Genomic DNA, 20,439 nt, shown 5'->3' with positions numbered 1-20,439 from the left:
GTCCTCCTGCACAACCCTTTAGTGTCCGCCCGCGGGAAGAGGAAGGAAGTGAGGATTGTCACAACGAGGGGTGGTGGAGTTCCGAAACGGGCATTATTGTTGGGCGAAATGCATATTTATGCGCGCGCCGGATACCGGGAAAGGCACCAGTTTAGCGTTAACCGACGGGGATATGGGAAGGACGGCGCCGATCGGGATTTGGGCAGGGCACGGCGTAAAACCGTGCCCTTTGCTATTCACTCCTGAAATGCAGGAACCGACTCAGTCGGCGCCAGCCAGGGCGGGAGTGTTGTTGGTTTTCTTCTCCCGGGTGATGGCGCGCAGCATGCTGGTGTCGTCGGAGTATTTGAAGTGGGCGAGGCCGCGCTCCAGCGCTTCCTTTTCTTCCGCCTTAACCAGCAGGGCCAGTTCGGTCTTGTTAACCGCCAGGATGCCGCGGGCGCGCAGGTCGCTCTCGATGGTCTCGATCGCGGCGGCACCCTTGTCGGGCTTGGAGGCGAGATAGTTCAGCACGTGGGTGGCGCCGACTTCGGCGTCATGGCGCGCGATGCCCACCAGGCCGTCACTGGCGCGGCGTGCCCAGCCCACCACGAAGTGCGCTTCCATCTCGGCTCCGGTCTGCGGATCGACCACCTGGTAGAGGGAACGCTGGTCGCCCTGGACGGGCTTGGTGCTGTAGCCCTCCGGTCCCATGGGCAGGCCGAGGTTGGGATCGTGCACGTCGCCGATGGCGAAGATCATGGTGTCGATATCGAGCTCGGCAGTCTGGTCGGTAGCTTTGGCGGCGGTACCTTCGCCCTTCTTGACCAGCAGGTTTTCGGTGACGATCAGCTTGCAGATGCGGCCGTCGGGGCCCTTCACGATTTCCTTCGGCGAGCACAAGAAACGGAACTTCATCACCGGCTTGGTCTGCGGCACGTCAGTCTTCTTCAGGATGGAGAAGACGTCGCCGGCCTTGGTGATGTCCTGACCGACGGCGGCAACGCGCTCGGCAACGCGCTGCATTTCGGCGTTGAGCTCGTTGCGGTCGAGGTTGTGCTCAACGTACTTGATTTCCTTTTCGTCAAACTTGGCCTCGAAGGGGCCGCGGCGGGCGACGATGGTGAGTTCCTCGGTCCGGCGATTGGGATCATCGAACAGTACCCAGCGGGCGATGTCCACCATGACGTTACCCATGCCGACGATCGCCACCTTCTTGCCGGTGGAAAAATCCCGGCTGGCAAAGGGCGGCAGCGAGTTGTAGAAGTAAACAAAATCCTTGGCGGAATAGACGCCCTTGGCGTCCTCGCCGGGCAGGCCGAGCTTCTTGGTGCCCTGGGCGCCGACGGAGAAGACGATGGCGTCGGGATGGAAGGCGCGCAGGTCATCCACGGTGAGAGCCTGCTTGGTGCCCACCGGCACGTGGCCGAAATAGTGGACGTTGGGGAGGGACAGCACCTTGGCGAACTGCTTGCGGAGGCCGCTCTTCATCTTATCCTTGACAACGTAGATTCCGTACTCGGCCAGGCCGCCGTGCTTGATATCGCGGTTGAAGATGACCACCTGGTGGCCGGCAAGAGCGATCTTCTGGGCGGCAAACATGCCGGCGGGACCAGCGCCAACGACGAAAACGGTTTTCATTCTGTGCTGCCTCCTGCCATCAATTACATCCTCGACAGGGTACAGAGACAATGTACTAGAGGACTGTGACCTGCGTCTCAGAAGCGTGTGACGTCGTCACATTATGCACCAGCTTTTAGCTCTTAGCTCCTGGCTCTTGGCGGTTGGCCATTGGCGTCTTGAGATTCGCGATGTCGCTAGAGTGGTAGCGTTTCGAACATTTTGGACACCAAACTCGGTACCCCATTCTTATCTCCTCAAATTTAAGTCCTCAGGCCCAAAAGGTGCGGTCGAGAGTGCGGTATTGGATGGCTTCGGCGATGTGCTTGGCGTCGAGTTGGGGGGCGCCTTCCAAGTCGGCGATGGTGCGGGCGACCTTGAGGATGCGATCGTGGGCGCGGGCGCTTAATCCCTGTTGATTGATGGCGCGCTCCAGGAGGCGCTCGCAGTCGGGAGAAAGCTCGCAATGAGTGCGGATCTGGCTGGTCTGCATCTGCGCATTGCAGAAGATGCGGGGGCGGGCGGCGGCAAAGCGCTGTAGCTGGATGTCGCGAGCATGCACCACCCGCTCGCGGATGTGGGCGGAGGTTTCAGGGCTGGCGCCGCCGCGGAGTTCCTTGTAGTTGACCGCGGGAACGTCCATGTGGATGTCAATGCGGTCGAGCAGCGGCCCGCTGATCTTGGCCACGTAGCGCTGGATCATGGGCTGAGTACAGTGGCATTCGCGGGTGCGGTCGTTGAAATAGCCGCAGGGGCAGGGGTTCATGGCGGCGGCGAGCATGAAACGCGCCGGAAAAGTGAGCGACATGGAGGCGCGCGCGATGCAAACCGTGCCGTCTTCCAGGGGCTGGCGCATGACCTCCAGAACGTTGCGCGGGAACTCCGGCAGCTCGTCGAGGAAGAGAACGCCGTGGTGGGCCAGCGAAACTTCGCCCGGCCGCGGCACGACCCCGCCTCCGATCAGCCCGGCGTCGGAGATCGTGTGGTGCGGCGCGCGGAAGGGACGAGTGCCGACCAGCCCGGCGTTGGCGTCCAGCACACCGGCAACGCTGTGGATCTTGGTGGTTTCCAGCGCTTCCTCAAAGGTCAGCGGCGGCAAGATGGTGGGCATGCGCTTGGCCAGCATGGTCTTGCCCGAGCCGGGCGGGCCGATCATGAGGATGTTGTGGCCGCCGGCGCAGGCGACCTCGAGCGCGCGTTTGGCGGTGTGCTGGCCGCGGACGTCCTTGAAGTCCACGGTGAACTGCTGGGCTTCACTGAGGAGCGCGTCGGCGTCCACCTTGATGGGCGCGATGCCGTTGCCTCCGTTCAGCAGTTGGACAACATCCATCAGCGAGCCGACCGGAAAGACGTTAACCCCGCTGACCACGGCGGCTTCGCGCGCGTTGATGACGGGAACGATGAGATTGGGAATCTTGCCGGCGCGGGCGGCGACCGCGATGGGCAGGGCGCCGCGCACGCCGCGCACGCCGCCGTCGAGCGAGAGTTCGCCGACGAAAACGTAATCCGGCACTTCTTTCCGAGAAATCCCGCCGTAAGCGCCCAGGATTCCGAGGGCCATGGGGAGGTCATAGCCGGAGCCCTCCTTCTTTATGTCGGCGGGCGCCAGGTTGACGGTGATGTGGGTGGGGGGGATGTCGTACCCGCAGTTGCGCAGGGCGGAGCGGACGCGCTCGCGGCTCTCGCGGACGGCGGCGTCGGGCAACCCGACAGTCATGAAATTATCTTTGTCACACCGGATGCCGGAGACGTCAACCTCGACCTCGATGATGCTGGCGTCAATGCCGTAGACGGCGGCGCTGAGGGTCTTGTAGAGCATGGGCCGGGCGAAGTCCGCCCAAACCTCAACAGCAAGGCCGGAGTATAGCAAAGGCGGCCCGCAATAGCGGTGATATCCCGCTGCGAAGCCGACTTTGTATGGCCGATTTCATGCCCAAATGCGGACTTGGGACGCGCTGCTGCTTGCGTCGACAGATACATCTGGTGGTTCCCCTATTGCGGGCGTACACGCAACAACATACCATTCGGAAGAACCACCAGAAACCAGCATGGAAGAAAACCCGCAAGCCGGCGAGGAGCACGCGGAAAAGCTGCAGCGTCTGCAGCACGAAGAAAACCGCCTCTGGCGCGCCGCGGTGCTGTTCCTCGTGCTGCTCACGGCCGGGCTGGCAGCGACGTCGTGGCAGAACCTGGCGTCGATTCCGAACCACCTGGAGGCGCTTCCGCTCGGCATGCTCGTTCTGGGGGTGCTGTTCGCAGTGTACTTGACAAGGAAGCGCCGGGAAATCGCGGAACTGCAGGGCGTAGTGCGCGGCCTCCAGGAGCGTGAAAAGGCGCCTCCCAGCGAGGAGCAATTGCACCGGCTGCTGGAAGCGATCAGCAATTCGCAGCGCAATTATCGCGAACTGATCGACAGCCTGGACGAGGCGGTGCTCGGCCTTTCCCTGCAAGGGACGATTCGCACCACGAACCACGCGTTCGTTGACATGCTCGGCAAATCGTTCGCGGAAATCGCCGGGCATAACCTGGAGGAGTTCCTCGACGAACCCACCCGGGAACAGGCGGAGAAACAGGTGGCGCGGTTCCTGCAATGGCGGCAGTGGTCCGGCGTGCTGCGCGTGCGCTTCAAGCATGAAACCGCGATGCGCTACTTCGATACCGTGCTGCACCCCATCGTGGCCAACGGCGAGGTAGTGGGAATCGGTGTGATGGCGAAGGACATCACAGCGTCCCGCGAGCGCGAGACGCGCTTCACCGAGCTGTTCGAAACGCTGCAGGAGGGCGTGTATTTCACCACCCCGGAAGGGAGCATGCTGGACTGCAACATGGCGCTGGTGCGCATGCTGGGGTACGACACCAAGGAGGAGCTGCTCGCGATTCCAGTGCCGCAGTTGTTCCTGGATTCCTCGGAGCGCCGAGAGCAGGTGAGAGTCCTGGAGCAGAGCGCGGCGCTGCGCTGCCAGGAAGTGCGTCTCAAGCGCAAGGATGGCAGCATCGCGATTTGCCTGGACACGGCGCGCGCCATCTGCGACGACAGCGGCAAGCTGGTGCGCTTGCAAGGGGCGCTGTTTGACATCACCGAGCGGCGCCAGGTGGAAGACCGGTTGCAGCGGCAGGAAGAGTTCGGGCGCCGGCTAGTGGAAAGCTTCCCCGACCTGATCCTGGCGCTGGATCACACGGGGCGGTACACGTTCGTCAGCCCGCGCATCCGCGAGATCCTTGGGTACGAACCGGAGAGGTTCATGGGGCGCAGCATGAGCGACGAGGAAGCACCGGTAGCGGCGGAAGAGTTGCAGCAGTTGTTCCGCGAGCTGCTTACCGGCCAGGAGGTCTTTCAGTCGGCGGAATACGGTGCTCAACATCGTGACGGCACCTGGCGCTCGTTGCGCGCCACCGCCAGTCCCATGTATGACGCCCAAGGAAAGCTGACCGGCGTGGTGGCGTCGGTGCGCGACGTGACCAGCCTCAAGCAGATGGAGCAGCAGTTGATCCAGACGGAGCGGCTGGCGGCGATGGGTCAGATGATCGACGGCTTCGCGCACGAGCTGAATAACCCGCTCACCGCGATCCTGGGCGCGGTGGAACTGCTGCAGGCGACTACACCGCCGGAGGCCGGAGCCGCACGCAAGTTCGAATTACTCAAGCAGCAGGCCAAGCGCGCCGCCGAGGTGGTGCAGAACCTGCTGTTCTTCGCGCGGCCGCCGGCGCCGGGCCAGGCGCCGGTCAACATCAGCGACATGGTGCAGCGGTCGCTGCAGTTGCACGAGCACTCGCTGAAAGTCAACAGCATCGCGGTGGACTTTATCCCTGACCCGGACTTGCCCGAGGTGGAGGGCGATCCGCACCAGATCATGCAAGTGTTCCTCAACCTGATCATCAACGCCGAGCAGGCAATCCGCGAAATCCGTCCGCGCGGGACGTTGCGCGTGCGGCTGGGAAAAAGCGGCGACAAGGTGTGGATCGGCTTCCAGGACGACGGCCCAGGCATCAGCCCGGAAGCACTACCCAAGATTTTCGATCCGTTCTTCACCACCAAGCGACCCGGGCGCGGCACCGGACTGGGGCTCAGCGTGGCCATGGCAATCTTGAAAAAGTACGGCGGTACCATCGAGGCGCAGGCCGCGCCCGGAGGTGGGTCAGTGTTCACGGTCACGCTGCCGACGGCGACGCCTAAGACCAAACCGCCAAGCGCACGCGCCGGCCTCTAGTTCCCCTGCGGTTAAGCTGAGTTAGTCTCCTCAGCACCGCTGCCGCCGGTTCGAGAGGATGCAGAAAAAAGCTTAGCCACGGATTCCCACGGTTGGGTAGTGTCCTAAATTGAAATTAGGACAGTACCCAAGGGCTCGACACGGATCAAAAGGAACCAGATTCCCCTGTAAACTGTCCGGCTAGGAGTCTCTCAGATCAGGCATCGCTACCAGCTAGGAACGGGGGGCCAAAACATTCCTCAGGAACCGCAGACCCAAGGTCCTGCCAAAGCCGAGAAACGCGCCAGCCATCGTGTGCGGTACTCAGTCCGGCTACAGATTACCGGCAGCGACACTTCCGGCCGCGCATTTACCGAACCCGCGCGCACCGAGGTAATCACTCGCGATGGGGGGCTGATCATTTGCGCCCCGTCCCTGTTCACGGGAAGCCATGTCCGCCTGTTGCGTGGGAAAAAGGCCGCGCGCGCGCGCGTTGTCGGCGTAGTCGGCTTCCGCGGTGAGGAAACAGCCTACGGAATCCACTTCCTCGATACTTCGGGCCTGTCATTTTGGGGAGTGGAGTTCCCGCCGCCCGAAACGGAAGCCGGCGTGGGGCGAACCGTCCTGGAGTGTGCCCTTTGCACCTCGCAATGGGTGTTTGAGCTCTCCGAGATCGAAATGATGATGCTGGAGAGCGTGCGAGTCGCCAGCCATGAGTGTCGCCACTGCGGCCAGGAAACCCTGTGGCAGATCCCCGTGCTGTTGGCGGATCCCGAGTTGGTCATCGGCAGCACCGAATACGCCAGCGTGGGAATCTACGAGAAACCGCCACGCACCCGCAACGACCGCAAACATACACGCGTGGCCATGATGCGGATCCGGGCCTGCATCAAGCGGCCGGGACTGGAAGATGATGTGGTCGACGTGCTCGATCTCTCCCGCGGGGGCGTTCGCTTCCTGAGCTTCGTCGATTACCAACCCAAGGTCTACCTGGAGATTGCGGTTCCGTACACCGAGGGTGGCGCCAACATCTTCGTGCCGGCACGCTTGGTGCGCGTCAACTCCCGCCCCCAGGCGCAAGACATGCTTGGCGAGTATGCTTGTCAGTACGAGAAGCGCGGCTAGTCTTGGAAGACGGGCGACTCAAGACTTGTTCCTCGGCGCATGGGGCGCGAAGACCTGCGTGATGACGAATCGAGAAAGGGTGCGCCCCCCCGCCGATGGGAAAAATGAAAGAAGAATAGGCGAGGCTTGATGCAGGAATTTCTTACCCCGCCTCGGTGCCTTGCGCCGGTGTTATCGCTCGATCGCGAGTCCGACAGCGTTGCCTCCGCCCAAACAAAGCGCAGCGATTCCCTTCTTCACATCGCGGCGGATCATCTCGTAGAGCAGCGTGACGAGAATGCGCGCGCCGGTGGCGCCGATGGGATGGCCAAGAGCAACCGCGCCGCCGTTCACGTTGACCTTGTCGAGGTTGAGGCCCAGTTCGCGCGTGACCGCAATCGAAGCAACCGAAAACGCTTCGTTGATTTCGTAGAGATCAACTTCGTCCTTGCTCCAGCCGGTTTTCTTCCAAAGCTGGCGGACGGCGTCAACCGGCGCCATCATCACCCACTGAGGATCGACGCCGCTGGTGGCTTGCGCAACGATGCGCGCCATCGGCTTGGCGCCGAGCCGCTCCGCCGTCTTCGCGCTGGTAACGACCACGGCGGCGGCGCCGTCGTTGACGCCGGGCGCGTTGCCGGCGGTCACGGTGCCGTCTTTCTTGAACGCCGGCTTGAGGCCGCGCAGCGCTTCGGCAGTGGTGTCCTCGCGCGGGCCTTCGTCTTTCTCAAACAGAACCTTCTCGCCCTTCTTCTTGCCGGGAACTTCGACGGGGATGATTTGCGACTTGAAGCGGCATTCCTTGATCGCCGCGAGGGCTTTGCGGTGTGAGTTGACGGCGAACTCGTCCTGCTCTTCGCGCGCGATATGGTACTTCTCGGCCACGTTCTCGCCGGTGTTGCCCATGTGGTAGTCGTTGTAGATGTCCCACAGGCCGTCGTAAATCATGGAGTCGAGCATGGTGACGTTGCCGAGGCGGAAGCCCTTGCGCGCGTTGGGCAGCAGGTAGGGCGCGTTGGTCATGGACTCCATGCCGCCGGCCACCACGATGCCGGAGTTGCCGGTCTGGATGGCTTGCGCCGCCAAGGCGACCGACTTCAAACCCGAACCGCAAACTTTGTTGACGGTCATGGCGCCGGCCGAGGGCGGCAGTCCGCCATAAATCGCCGCCTGGCGAGCTGGATTCTGTCCCAGTCCGGCGGATACAACGTTGCCCATGATGCACTCGTCCACCGAGTTGGGGTCGATTCCGGCGCGCTTGACAACTTCGCGCACCACCACCGCGCCCAGCTTGGAGGCGGAGATTTCCGACAGCGAGCCCTGGAATTTTCCAATCGGGGTACGAACTCCCGCGATGATTACCACATCGTCTGCGCTGAACATGAGAGTGCTCCTGTATGAATTCCCAACCCGTCATTATAAGATGTTCGTCAGTTTGGCCGCAGAATTTCAGAGCCCGAACATGACCACCGAAGAAGTCGTTAGAGCCCTCCACGAGAACATAGGCAAACGCGTTCTGCTGACGTGGGAAGACGATACAGCGCAGTGGGTGGACATTCACTCCGTCGACGATGAGGGCGTCCTGCACAGTGGCGCCAACGGCGAGGATCCTGCCCACTGGTGGACTCGGTTTGAGGACGTCAAGCTGGTTCAGAAGGATGGCACGTCGGTGTCGCCCCCAGACGTCGAGCCCAAGCTGAGAACGCCCGCGATACTCAAGATTGCTCAGCCCGCTGCAGTGGCGCCGGCATGGCACACCATAGTTTTCCTGGCGGTGATCTTCGCCTTCGCCGCGGCTTCGGCGCACTCGCAGCACCAGATGATCGAGCGCCACGGCCGTGTCGCCGCCTACCTCCTCACCATGGGGTGGGAATACGCGCTGGTGGTTTACATCCTGTGGGGCGCGCGGAAGAAGAGCGTCCGGCTGCGGGATATCGTCGGCGGAAAGTGGACCAGACCGGAAGACTTCCTGCTCGACGTGGCGGTCGCGTGTGGATTTTGGTTAGTGGCCGCGGCCGTGCTGGCGGGATTGTCGTTCGCACTCGGGCTGGCGTCGGCGTCGCAGGTAGCGGAGGCGAAGAAACAACTGGGACCGCTGCTGCCGCGGACCGGATTGGAATTGGGCGTCTGGATCGCGCTCAGCGCGACGGCCGGCTTGTGCGAAGAGATCATGTTCCGCGGATACCTGCAAAAGCAGTTCCGCGCGGCGACACACAGCACGGCGGCGGCGATCGTGATGCAGGCGATCGTGTTCGGCATCGCGCACGCGTACCAGGGCGGGCGGCGCATCGTCCTGATCAGCGTGTACGGCGCGCTGTTCGGCATGCTCGCGGCGTGGCGCAAGAGCCTGCGGCCGGGAATGATGCAGCATGCGCTGCAGGATACCGTCAGCGGTGTCGCGTTCCGGTTACTGAAGTGAGTGTCCGCAAGATTCTTGCAGCGAATGCGCGCCAAATTCTCACGCAAGTGGATGTGCGATCTCTGGTTCGGTGGATTTTTTGCTTGACTTCGTTTTTGAATGACTCTATACATTCAAGCAATTGCAACGGAGCATTGTTGCGAATCCATGAAGAATGGAAGGGAGAATAGATCCATGGCAACGAAAAAGGGTGGCAAGAAGGCTGCAAAGAAAACCAAGAAGCATTAAGCCGTAAGTTCAATGCAGCGCAAAAGGGGACGCATCAAGCGTCCCCTAAGTTTTGGCAGCAAGGAGCGGTCAGCCAGTTGGGCTCACCGCGGAAGCCGAAGGATAAGGAAGCTCCTCTGACCAAGCACGTCGTCAGTCCCTCAGCGGCTAAAGCCGGGCTTTTTTGCGGCATTCACGGACGGCCTTGAAGGCCGTCCCCTTCAAAGAACCGGAGTTGATCAGACCCTCCTGAATTGCGTGCGGGCGCTGCTGCCGCGATGGTGTATAGCGTGCGCTCCGTCGCCGGGCACAAGTTGCAATACCCGCACGAGCGGCAGTGAAAGCCAGGCTTGGGCTCGAAAAATCCCGCCGCGATTCCCTCCGCAACTTCCGCAATCTTGGCGCGCGTTTCGACGAGCTCTTGGTCGTCGCGCACGGTGGTCACTTCAGAGTTGTCCTCGAGATTGTAGATGGCAAGCTCGAAGGGTTCGGCATCGAACGTCTTGCGCGCGGCGATGGCGTAAATGGAAAGCTGCAGGCTCTTGTCGGCTTTCTCCTGGTCGAAGGGGGAGCCGGTCTTGAAGTCAATGACGCGAACACGTCCGGCGTCAAGCCGGTCCACGCGATCCATGCGCCCGCGCACCCGCACGCCGTCGACTTGCATTTCGAAAGTTTTCTCGACGGCGAGAATGGGTGGCGGCGGCCCCTGCGCGCGCGCAGCGGCGTACTGGATGAGCTGTTTTGCGCCCTGTTGCTCGAACAGCGCGCGCTGCAGTTCATCATCGAACGCGGCGGCGGCTATCAGGTCGCGGAAACATTGCAGTATCTCGCCTTGGCTGCGCGGGCGACCGGCGAGAATTGCCTGATGAAGGTCGCGCAGCACGTCGTGCATGATCTTGCCGTAGAGCATGGCGGCGGATGCCGGGCCGGGAATGCGCCAGTCGCGCATCAACTTGTACTTCAGCGGGCAGGTATCGAAGGCGTCGATGGAGGTGGCGCTCAGCGTGGCGGTGAGGATCTCGGGGCGCGGCTTCATGAGCAGCCAGGAGGCGACGCCGGCGGTTGCGGTTGCGCCGGCCTGGATGCGGGCGCTGAACGAGCGCGCGTCGCGTTGCGACCAGCAGCCCTTGGCGAAGGCACTCTTCATCATCTCGCGCAGCAGTCCGGCGGGCGTGCCGTCCTTCCCTGTCCCCGGGCGCGCGTAGACGCTGAGCGAATCGCGGGCGCGGGTCAGCGCCACGTAGAACAGGCGCCGCTCCTCCTGCGTGTGGATCTCCTTGCTGTCATCGGTCAGCGGCATCGCGCGCAACTCTGGCGGGAACTCGAAGACCGCCTCGCGATAGTGCGAGGGGAACGACCCGGAGTTGGCGCGCAGCACGAAGACCGAGTTGAACTCCAGGCCCTTGGCGGTGTGTACAGTCATGAGTTGGACGGCGCCCGGTGTTTCGGGCACCGGAAGCTCAAGCGCACCGCCGGCTTCGTGGAACAGATCGACGTACTCGATGAATTCCTGCAGTGAGCCGGATACGGTGATCGGCTTGGCGTGCCACTTGTCCACGAATTCGCGGAAGACACGCACGGCGACCTCCGATTCCGCGAAGCCGAAGCTACGGATCACGAACGCGCACACCTGGGCGGAGTTCCAGTCGACTGAGGCGGCGAAGGCGCGCGCCCTCTCCACCGCAGCCAGCACGCGGGCGCCGCCGGGAATCTTCTGCAGCAGCGAGGTGAACGATGCTTCGCGCGAAGAAGAGGCGAGCGAGCTGCGCACGGCGTCGCCTTCCATGCCGAACATGGGAAGCGCGGCGACGCGGAAGAGCGCTTCCGAATCCGAGAGCGAGGCGACCGCGCCCAGGCAAGCAAGCAGGTCGCGGATGACAGCCGTCTCGAGAATATCGAGACCTTTGACGACGAATGGAATTTCGCGGTCGGCAAGCGCCCGGGCGATCTCGTCACGATGCGAGTGCATGCGGTAAACGACGGCGATGCTGCCGGCGTAACCGGCGCTACGAAGTTCTTCGATGCAGGCGGCGAGGTCGGCTGCCTCCTGCTCCTTGCCCTGGTGCAGAACAATGCCGAGCTTTTGCGGAGCGAGCGGCTTCCCTTCCGCCGCGGCCCGCGCCTGGCGCGCCGAACGCAGCGCTTGACGTTTGAATTCGGCGCCGCCGGGCAGGCGACAATCCACCGCGGGGTTGCGTTGGATGATCGCATACGCGCAGCGGAGAATGTTGGACGTGGAACGCTGGTTTTCGTCGAGCACGACCGAACCGGCGCCGGGGAAGCAACGCTGGAATTCCGCGAAGGCGGCGCTGGAAGCTCCGCGAAACCGGAAAATAGCCTGATCGGGGTCGCCGACGGCGAAAATGTTTCGCTCCGTCCCACCCAGCAAGCGCGCCAGTTCGATTTGCGCCACGTTGGCGTCCTGGAATTCGTCAATCAGGAGGAAACGGACGCGCTGCTGTTCGCGCATCAACAGGCCGGGGTCGGAGCGCAGCAGGTGCACGGCGCGCGTGATCATGTCGCCGAAGGTGCCAAGATTCTCTTCGCGCAGCATGGCCTCGACCTTGGCGAACACGCGCGCGATTTCCTCACAGCGATCCAGGCGCTCGGCGAGAGTGACCGGGGACGATTTCCTGGATTTCATCACTCGCGGCGGCGTGTACTTGCCGGCGCGCAGCTCTTCCACGTAGCGGCTGAAACGCGCGGCGTCCACCAGTTCGTCCTGGCAGCGGCTGAAGAAATCGAGTAGCGCGTTGAGGAATTCGTGCGGCCTAGCCGCCTTGATGTAGTACTTGAGTCCGAGGCGGTCGAGGCGGCGCCGCAGCAGGATCCAGAGGTCCTTTTCGTCCAGCAGCCTGAATTCCTGCTTCTCCCGCTTTAACACGGCCAAACCAAAGGCGTGAAAGGTGGTTGCCCGCAGCCTCGGGTTGCCGACGCGCGCCTGCAGTTTTTCCTGCAGCTCCTGTGCGGCTTTGTCGGTGTAGGTGACGGCGAGGATTTCCTCCGGACGCGCCTCGCTTTGGGCGATCAGGCGCGCGACGCGCTCGACCAGCACCATGGTTTTGCCCGTACCCGCGCCGGCAATCACCACCATCGGCCCGTGGACGTGCTCGATCGCTTCCCTCTGTCGAGGGTTGTGTACAAGGTCGCTCATGCTCTGATTCGAGTGAGCCCATTATGTGGGAGCAGAAGGAGGTCAGCAACTCGGAAATTCCTTAGGAGCGGCCGAGATACCGAGTGCGCCGAGGTTCGCCGAGGCAAGGAAGTATTCTCGGTGCGGCCGGCGCTCGGTGGCAAATCGAAAGCTACTGCAGCTACTGCAGCTACTGCAGCTCGGAACTTGCGATGGCGAGCGCGGCGATGGCGGCCGTCTCGGCGCGGAGGATGGTATAGCCGAGTGAGGCCGCGGTCCAGCCCGTGACGGTGGCGGCGGCAATCTCGTCGGCGGTCCAGCCGCCTTCGGGGCCGACGGCCAGAGCGAGAGAGTTGCCAAATTCCAATCTCCGGTTGCCGTCAATCGCCTGCTTCAACGTTATGCCGCACTCGCTTTCGGAGAGCAGGATGCGCCGTTCCGATTCCACCGCCAGCGCCGACTGCAATGCCAGCGGTGTGGCAATCTCCGGCGGCGACACGCGGCGCGACTGCTGCGCCGCTTCGTGGGCAATGCGCCGCCAGCGCGCGACGCGCTTACCGGCCGCCGATGCCAAGTGCACGTCGGTGCGGCGCGCGATCACCGGCACGATTTCGGATGCGCCCAGTTCGGTGGCTTTCTCGATCGCCCACTCCATGCGATCAAACTTGAAGATGGCAAGCAGCAGCGTGATGCGCGCGGGTTCCTTCTGCGCCATGCGCTCACCCAGCTCGAACTCCACGCGGTCGTCGGCAACATGGACGACGCGCCCCAGCCGAACTGCGTCGCCGGTGGAGACTTCGAACTGCTGTCCCACACGGACGCGGAGCGCGCGCGCGAGGTGCTCGGCGTTGCGGTCGAAAAGGAATGCGCGGTTACCGGAGACCTCATCGGCAATCCAGCGTCGGCGGCTCATTTGTGGATGAGGAACAACCACGTAACCGCAGCCGCCGCGGCATAGGCCACGCCGAAGTAGCGATTTTGCCGGGTGAGGCTGTCCGCGTCCGGCGAGTGCGCGTTGCGGATCATCTCCACTCCGGTGAGGACGCCAATCAACAAGGCGACAATCATCCACCGCTGCCGCGAATAGAGGAAGTACACGGGAACCAGGATGAAGGAGCTGAGCAGCGAGATCCAGCCCCACATGCGGTGGCGCACGCGCCGCTTCCGGTCGGAGATTTTCTCGCAGGTGAGTTGCGCGAAATTTTTCGCCTGCGTCAGCCTGACCGCGGCCGGCAGCGCGGTCGCCACCAGCAGGAACCACGAGTAGTAGCGGGCAAACTTATCCAAAGATGTCCTTCACCTTGCTCATAATCGTGCCGCGCTCGGGTTTGTTTTCCACCGCGTTGGTGGCGGAGAATTCCAGGAGCAACTCGCGCTGGCGCCTGGTCAGCTTGCCCGGCGTGTGCACCCGCACTTCGACGAAAAGATCACCCTTGCCGCGCCCGTTCAGCACCGGCACGCCGCGGTTGCGGATCTTGAACACCGTGCCGCTTTGCGTGCCTTCGGGGACCTTGAGCTTCTCCACGCCTTCGAGCGTCGGGATTTCCAGTTCGGCGCCCAGCGCCGCCTGCGCGAAGGAGATCGGCACGGCACAATGCAGGTCGCGGCCTTCGCGCTCGAACATGGGATGTTCCTTGACGTGCAGCACGATGTAGAGATCCCCCGCGGGCCCGCCGTGCACGCCCGCTTCGCCCTGCGCGGCGTAGCGAATGCGCGTGCCGTCTTCCACGCCAGCGGGAACCTTCACTTCGACGGTGCGCTCGCGCACCTGGCGGCCTTCCCCGCGGCAGACTTTGCACGGATCGGTGATGACGGTGCCGCGGCCCTGGCAGGCGCTGCAGGTACGCGCGATGCTGAAGAATCCCTGCTGGTAGCGAACCTGGCCGCGCCCGCCGCAAGTACGGCAGGTGGCCGGCCCGTGCCCAGGAGCGACGCCGGAACCGTCGCAGGTTTCACAGGACTCGTGCCGGCGGACGGCAACTTTTTTCTCTACTCCGAAGACCGCTTCCTCAAACTCGAGCGTGAGGTCGTGGCGGAGATCGCCGCCACGCTGCGACCAACTGCGGCGCCGGCCGCCCATGCCGCCGAACATGTCGCCCATGCCGAACAGGCTGCTGAGGATGTCGCCGAGATCGCCGAAGTCCTGGAAGATGGTAGGATCAAAGCCGCCCGCACCCGCCCCGCTGACCCCGGCATGACCGAAGCGATCGTAGCTGGCGCGTTTTTGCGTATCGGCCAGGACGCTGTACGCCTCGGTGCACTCCTTGAAGCGCTCTTCCGCGTCGGGATTGTTGGGGTTGCGATCCGGATGATACTGCAGGGCGAGCTTGCGGTAGGCGCTCTTGATCTCCTGCTCGCTCGCCGTACGGGTTACACCCAGGACTTCGTAATAATCGCGTTTGCCGTTGTTCGCCAGGTTAGCCGTTCCTGAACATTGGAATTACTTTCTGCCGGGGTTGGTCGCGACGCGCACCATGGCGGGCCGCAGCAGCCGGTCCTTGAGCTTATAGCCGCGCTGCAGTTCGTCGAGCACGTGGTGGTCTGGCGCCTCGCCAGTCTCCACCATCTGCACTGCCTGGTGCAGATTGGGGTCGAAGGGCTCGCCGCGTGCCTCGATGGGTTGCACGCCCAGCTTGGCCAGCGCGTCGTGTAATTGCCGGTTGATCAGTTCCAGGCCCTGATGAAACTCTTCGCTGTTGCGCTCCGGCGTTGCCAGCGCGCGATCAAAGCTATCCACCACTGGCAACAGCGACTTGATCGCTTCCGCCAGCGCGTATTCGCGGAACTCCTGCTGCTCGCGCGCGTTGCGTTTGCGGAAATTGTCGAATTCCGCCTGCAGGCGAGCCAACCGGTCGAGCAGCGTGTCGCGCTCTTGCCGCAGACGTTCGCACTCTTCCTGCTGCGCCCCGGTGATGCTGGCCGCCTCGGTTTCCGTGTCCTCTGCCGGCGGCAGCTCGTGCTCGATGTCGAGCGACGGAGCATCGCCGTCGGCCTTTCCATTTCCTGGCGCCATGGTTCCCTATTCCGATTCGTTCAAAATCTTGTCGAACAGCCGCGCGATGTACGACACGGCGGTAATGGTGTGCTGGTAGTCGATGCGGGTCGGGCCGATCACGGCCAGCGTTCCCATCACTTCCCCGCCCACGCGTGCCGGCGCTCCGATGAGCACGAAATTCCGCAGGTACGGCGCCGCCTCCTCCAGACCTATGACCACGCGCACCGCTTCCTGCTTGGCGTCCAGGTAGGCGCTCAACAACTGGATGACGCGCTGTTTCTCCTCCAGCGTTTGCAGAAGCTGCCGCAGCCGCTGCTTGTCTTCCTCGCTGGCGACCAGGTTAGCCGCGCCCTCCAGATAGATGCCCTGGGTGGCGGTTTCGCTTCCCAACGCGCCTTGGCGGTAGAGTTGCTCGATCGACTGCATGAGCCGGTCGTACTCGCTGCGCTCGCGCTGAATACGCTGCTCCAACTCGACCTGGATGGCCGCCAAGGTCCAGCCACGGAAGTTCTCGTTGATGTAGCGGGCCGCGATTTCCAGGTCCGATTGCGGCAAGTCGACGGTCATGCGCAGCACGCGATCGCGCACCACCCCCGACTTCATCACCACCACTGCCAGGACTTTCTTGTCGCCGAGACGGGAAAAGTAAATGTGATCGAGCGCGTTCTTGGGCCCGCCGCTGGCCACCGTGACACCCACTCCGTGTGAGATCAGCGAGAGCACGTGCGAGGTGCGCTCCAGGAAATCCTGCACGTCGGTGACGCCGTGCAGCGTGGTCTCGATCACTCCCCTGTCCTCGGGCGCCAGCTCGGCCTGGCCGCTGATCTGGTCCACGTAGTAGCGATAAGCGTCGGTGGTCGGTACGCGCCCGGCGGAGGTGTGCGGTTGCTCCAGGTAACCGGCGTCCGACAGATCCGACATCACGTTGCGGATGGTAGCCGGGCTAAGGCCTTCGCGATTGATACGCGCCAGAGTGCGCGAGCCGATGGGTTCTCCGGTCGCGATGTAACTTTCCACAATCGCGGTCAGGATCTCGTGCTCGCGGGCGCCGATTTGTCCACCAGGCGGCATAGACTTCCAACAGATCTCTAGCTCTAAGTACCTTTAGATGCAAAAACTTAGGATTCGACTCCAGCCTCCTCCGATTGTAGGAAGAAGGGGATGGGAAGTCAAGGTTAGCAGTCACAGCGATGGAGTGCTAAGGCGGTTTCGGGTTTCAGTTTCAGATCGCGCGCCCCCGACGGTTCGGTGCTGAAACTGAAACTGAAATAGAAACTTACATAACCTGGATCACGTTCTCCGGACTCGCCGCGCGGATTGCCTGCACCCGATCAATGACGCGCTGGGTAAAGGCGAACAAGGACTTAGCGTGCAGCGAATTCGGACCCTCCAGCACGACGGGATGGCCGCTGTCGCCGCCCTTGCGGATGTCGGGATCGATTTCGATCTGCCCCAGGAACGCCAGCCCGAACTGTTCCGCCGTGCGTGCGCCGCCGCCCTTGGAGAAGATATCGATCTCATGGTGGCAATGCGGGCAGGCGAAGTGGCTCATGTTCTCGACCAATCCGACCAAGTCCACCTTCATCTGGCGGAACATCTCGATTGCCTTGCGCGCGTCCTGCAACGAGACATCGCTGGGCGTGGAAACCACGATGGCGCCGGTGACCGGCACGGTCTGGATCAGCGACATGGCGACGTCGCCCGTGCCCGGAGGCAGGTCCACGACGAGGTAATCGAGCGTGCCCCACTCCACACGCTGCACGAATTCGCGAATCATCTGGTGCAACATGGGGCCGCGCCAGATCAGCGGCTTGTCGCCCGGGTTGAGGAAGCCGACCGAGATCACCTTCACGCCGTAGCGCTCCAGCGGTTCGATGCGGTTGTCGCCGACAATGCGCGGCGTGGAACCGGACCCCAGCATGAGCGGCACGTTGGGACCATAGACGTCGGCGTCGAGCAGGCCGACTTTGTGCCCGAGCTTGGAGAGCGCGAGCGCCAAGTTGACGGCGAGCGTGGTTTTGCCGACGCCGCCTTTGCCCGAGCCCACGGCGACGATCGCGTCCACACCAGGCAGCGGCTGCGGTCCCATCGGCGGTTGTGCGTGCATGTGGCTCAAGGGAGAACCTCGTGTATGGAGTAATTGTCGATTATACGACCTCCGGCCAATCGGGTGGTCAGGTGGTCTGGCGCCAGATCCAGCCGAGATGCCGGCCAATTGACCTTGTATTCGCATGCGTCTACCATCGAGTAGGAGTCTGCAGTGGAACTCAAGATCGAAACTGAGCGCGAAGACGACGGCCGGTGGATCGCTGAAATCGCAAACATGCCCGGCGTGATGTGTTACGGCGATTCAGAAGAAGCGGCGATCGCGGCTGCCCAAGCCCTCGCACTGCGCGTACTTGCCGACCAGATCGAACACCAAAATTCCGTCCAGCGCTTCATCACCATCACCTGCTCTTGAGTACGTGGCCCAGCACGAAGGCGATCCGGGTTCTGCGTGCCTTGCAGAGACTCGGCTGGGCCGAGCAACACCGCGCGGGTTCCCACCGCATCCTTGTGCGCGAGGGATGGGCTAATTTCATCTGGGCTTTTCACGAGCACGATGAGATCGGGCCAAGAATGTTGGCCCGCATCGCAAAGCTCACTGGCCTGAAACCGGATGATCTCTAATCAAGCTTTTCCCGCCAGATACCCGCCGTCGACCGGAAAGGCCGCGCCGGTCACCCACTTAGATTCGTCGCTGGCGAGATAGACCGCACATTCCGCAATTTCCTCAGGCTTGCCAAAGCGCGGGATGGCGTGCAGGGCAATGCGTGCGGCGCGCGCGGCGCGCGGGTCGGGCGCTTTCTGGACGAATTCAGCGACCAACTCGGTCTCGACGATGCCCGGACAGATGCAGTTGACGCGAATGCCTTCCGCGCCGTGGTCCAGCGCCATGGATTTGGTCAGCAGGGTCACGGCGCCCTTCGACGCCGAGTAGGCAACGCGGTTGCGCAAGCCTATTAACCCGAGCACCGAGGACATATTGATGATGGAGCCACCGCCGGCTTCGCGCATCGGTTGCAACGCCGCGCGCGAAAGCATCCACACCGCCTTCACGTTGGTGTCGAAGGTCTGGTTCCAGTCGCGCTCGGTGAGGCTTTCGGCGGTGCCGGCAATGAGCACGCCGGCGTTGTTGACCAGCACGTCGAGTCGGCCGAACCGCTTCAGAGTCACGTCCAAGATTCGCTGCACGTCTTTGTGCCGGCTGACATCGACGGGAATGGCGATGGCGGCGTTGCCGATGTCCCGGGCGACAGCTTCGATCGGCCGGTTGCGGCGTCCGACGAGCGCGACCTGGGCCCCCTCGCGAGCGAAGGCGATGGCGATGGCGCGACCGATGCCGGTGCCGGCGCCGGTCACAATGGCGACTTTGTCTCGCAAACGCAAGGCAGCAGATTAACGCAGACGAAGGGGGATCGGGAAGGCGCCCAATCCTCTAAAGGTCACTTTGGAAACCATCGGCCCACCGCTCTTGCACATCCCCAAATCACCGACACAAAGATCAGAATCAAACCTAGTGTGCCAAACGCCTGTACGATGCCGGGAGGTTTCCATTCCAACACCCACTCATCGGGTAGTCCTGCCAGTCGGCGCCGAAGTATGCTTGTCCACAGTACAGCTAACACGAGCATCGCAACTCCGAGCCCGCCAATGCGTGCGTTGGGTGTGAAGCGCTTCACGTGATTCTCGTCGCTGCTCAATGCCCATCCCCCGCCTCCAGAGCGACCTTGCCTCTGAACATGCGGTAGATGAAGACGAAATACCCGATCGCGAACACCATCCCGATGCACCACCACACCAGCCCGACCGACAGCCCGTGATGTCCCGCCGCGGTGTTGTAAATGGTCAGCGAGTTCTTCTGGTCATTGGCGGCGGGAAGGACGGATGGATAAATCCCGAAGGCAGCGCCGGCGAGCGTGGCGCCGATGTAGACGGACGAGCACAGCAATGCCGCTTTTTCGCGGTACCGGGTCGCGAAGTAGCGCACGCCCAGCAGGCTGGCAAAGACGACGACCGGAATCGCCAGGCCGATTGGCCAGCGCTGGTAGTTGTTCACCACGTCCAGATGCACGCCCAAGGTCAGCAGCAGGCTGATGCAGGTGAGCGCCAGCACCCCCGGCCAGGCCGCCAGCGCAATCCGGCGCGCGCGTTCGTTGATCGCCCCGGAGGTCTTGTGCGCGATGTAGAGCGCGCCATGCATGGTGAGGGTGGCCAGCGCCATTACCCCGGTCATGACGGTGAACCAATCGAGGATGCCCGGCTGCGGTCCGACGCGCCAGTTGGTCCACAGCGGCTCGAAGAAGTAGCCGTCGTTGTTCAGCGGCACTCCGCGCACCACGTTGCCCAGGGCCGCGCCGAAGAAAATCGCCAGCAGAATGCTGGAAAGCGAAAAGATCACATCGAAGAAGCCGCGCCACACCGGGCTTTGCAGGTGAGTGCGGAACTCGATGCCGATGGCGCGCAACATCAACAGCCAGAGCACCATCATCAGCGGCAGATAGAAGCCGCTGAAGCTGGAGGCGTAGAGCAGGGGGAAGGCGAAGTAAAGCGTGCCACCGGCGGCGACCAGCCAGACTTCATTGCAGTCCCACACCGGGCCGATGGCGCGAATGATGGTGCGCCGCTCTTCGTCGGTCCGCCCGGCGACGAGATGAATGATGCCCGCGCCGATGTCGAAGCCGTCGAGCACGACGTAGGCGACCAGCATGAGCGCGACAAGCACAAACCAAAGCGTTTCCATCATCCCACCTCC

17 protein-coding genes are annotated in these 20,439 nt (G+C 62.9%); 5 read left to right on the top strand and 12 right to left on the bottom strand.

The window, feature by feature from the left end:
• Positions 1-261 precede the first annotated feature (261 nt).
• Together LAN64_03510 and LAN64_03505 are read right to left on the bottom strand one after the other, a co-directional pair.
• Entirely contained in the window at positions 262-1,620 is a 1,359-nt protein-coding gene (locus LAN64_03510) for an FAD-dependent oxidoreductase (GenBank protein ID MBZ5566898.1), read from the bottom strand.
• 250 nt (positions 1,621-1,870) lie between these two features.
• Positions 1,871-3,418, bottom strand: a complete 1,548-nt coding sequence (locus LAN64_03505; protein ID MBZ5566897.1) for a YifB family Mg chelatase-like AAA ATPase — start codon at positions 3,416-3,418, stop codon at positions 1,871-1,873.
• A gap of 229 nt (positions 3,419-3,647) precedes the next feature.
• Here LAN64_03505 and LAN64_03500 point away from each other — a divergent pair, with 229 nt between their 5' ends.
• Positions 3,648-5,807 (top strand): PAS domain S-box protein, encoded by a 2,160-nt coding sequence (locus tag LAN64_03500; GenBank protein ID MBZ5566896.1) that lies wholly within the window; start codon positions 3,648-3,650, stop codon positions 5,805-5,807.
• A 294-nt stretch (positions 5,808-6,101) separates the two neighbouring features.
• Positions 6,102-6,911, top strand: coding sequence for a hypothetical protein (locus LAN64_03495; protein MBZ5566895.1), 810 nt, complete (start codon positions 6,102-6,104; stop codon positions 6,909-6,911).
• A 171-nt stretch (positions 6,912-7,082) separates the two neighbouring features.
• Here LAN64_03495 and LAN64_03490 read toward each other — a convergent pair whose 3' ends face one another.
• Positions 7,083-8,273: an acetyl-CoA C-acetyltransferase gene (locus LAN64_03490; protein MBZ5566894.1), complete on the bottom strand. Its 1,191-nt coding sequence runs from the start codon at positions 8,271-8,273 to the stop codon at positions 7,083-7,085.
• Positions 8,274-8,352: 79 nt separating this feature from the next.
• Between LAN64_03490 and LAN64_03485 the strand changes: the two genes are divergently transcribed.
• Positions 8,353-9,309 (top strand): CPBP family intramembrane metalloprotease, encoded by a 957-nt coding sequence (locus LAN64_03485; protein ID MBZ5566893.1) that lies wholly within the window; start codon positions 8,353-8,355, stop codon positions 9,307-9,309.
• 400 nt (positions 9,310-9,709) lie between these two features.
• Here LAN64_03485 and LAN64_03480 read toward each other — a convergent pair whose 3' ends face one another.
• From LAN64_03480 to LAN64_03450, 7 genes are all read right to left on the bottom strand, one after another.
• Positions 9,710-12,670, bottom strand: a complete 2,961-nt coding sequence (locus LAN64_03480; GenBank protein ID MBZ5566892.1) for an ATP-dependent helicase — start codon at positions 12,668-12,670, stop codon at positions 9,710-9,712.
• Positions 12,671-12,839: 169 nt separating this feature from the next.
• On the bottom strand, positions 12,840-13,562 hold the full coding sequence (locus LAN64_03475) for a 16S rRNA (uracil(1498)-N(3))-methyltransferase (GenBank protein MBZ5566891.1): 723 nt from the start codon (positions 13,560-13,562) through the stop codon (positions 12,840-12,842).
• Positions 13,559-13,936, bottom strand: a complete 378-nt coding sequence (locus LAN64_03470) for a hypothetical protein (protein ID MBZ5566890.1) — start codon at positions 13,934-13,936, stop codon at positions 13,559-13,561. The genes LAN64_03475 and LAN64_03470 overlap by 4 nt, the downstream gene beginning before the upstream one ends.
• Complete coding sequence (gene dnaJ, locus LAN64_03465; protein MBZ5566889.1) at positions 13,929-15,065, bottom strand: molecular chaperone DnaJ; 1,137 nt, start codon at positions 15,063-15,065, stop codon at positions 13,929-13,931. The genes LAN64_03470 and dnaJ overlap by 8 nt, the downstream gene beginning before the upstream one ends.
• Before the next feature lie 24 nt (positions 15,066-15,089).
• Positions 15,090-15,662 carry a nucleotide exchange factor GrpE gene (gene grpE / locus LAN64_03460; protein MBZ5566888.1) on the bottom strand — a complete coding sequence of 191 codons (573 nt, stop codon included), beginning with the start codon at positions 15,660-15,662 and terminating at the stop codon, positions 15,090-15,092.
• 6 nt (positions 15,663-15,668) lie between these two features.
• A complete protein-coding gene (gene hrcA / locus LAN64_03455; protein ID MBZ5566887.1) occupies positions 15,669-16,715 on the bottom strand; it encodes a heat-inducible transcriptional repressor HrcA in 1,047 nt (348 codons plus the stop codon).
• A 205-nt stretch (positions 16,716-16,920) separates the two neighbouring features.
• Positions 16,921-17,751: an Mrp/NBP35 family ATP-binding protein gene (locus LAN64_03450; GenBank protein ID MBZ5566886.1), complete on the bottom strand. Its 831-nt coding sequence runs from the start codon at positions 17,749-17,751 to the stop codon at positions 16,921-16,923.
• Between the two features lie 153 nt (positions 17,752-17,904).
• On the opposite strand from LAN64_03450, the gene LAN64_03445 reads away from it, so the two are divergent.
• Complete coding sequence (locus tag LAN64_03445; GenBank protein MBZ5566885.1) at positions 17,905-18,105, top strand: type II toxin-antitoxin system HicB family antitoxin; 201 nt, start codon at positions 17,905-17,907, stop codon at positions 18,103-18,105.
• Positions 18,102-18,314 carry a type II toxin-antitoxin system HicA family toxin gene (locus tag LAN64_03440; protein MBZ5566884.1) on the top strand — a complete coding sequence of 71 codons (213 nt, stop codon included), beginning with the start codon at positions 18,102-18,104 and terminating at the stop codon, positions 18,312-18,314. The genes LAN64_03445 and LAN64_03440 overlap by 4 nt, the downstream gene beginning before the upstream one ends.
• On the opposite strand, the gene LAN64_03435 is transcribed toward LAN64_03440, so the two are convergent.
• Together LAN64_03435 and cydB are read right to left on the bottom strand one after the other, a co-directional pair.
• The gene (locus LAN64_03435) at positions 18,315-19,073 is read right to left on the bottom strand and encodes a glucose 1-dehydrogenase (GenBank protein ID MBZ5566883.1); all 759 of its coding nucleotides are present in this window, start codon (positions 19,071-19,073) and stop codon (positions 18,315-18,317) included.
• A gap of 310 nt (positions 19,074-19,383) precedes the next feature.
• Positions 19,384-20,427 carry a cytochrome d ubiquinol oxidase subunit II gene (gene cydB / locus LAN64_03430; protein ID MBZ5566882.1) on the bottom strand — a complete coding sequence of 348 codons (1,044 nt, stop codon included), beginning with the start codon at positions 20,425-20,427 and terminating at the stop codon, positions 19,384-19,386.
• Positions 20,428-20,439: the final 12 nt, after the last annotated feature.

The sequence above is a fragment of the Terriglobia bacterium genome (assembly GCA_020073185.1).
In the GTDB taxonomy this organism is placed as follows: Bacteria; Acidobacteriota; Terriglobia; order Terriglobales; family Acidobacteriaceae; genus JAIQGF01.
The sequence above is the reverse complement of the archived record's forward strand: the minus strand, read 5'-3'. Positions and strand labels throughout refer to the sequence as shown.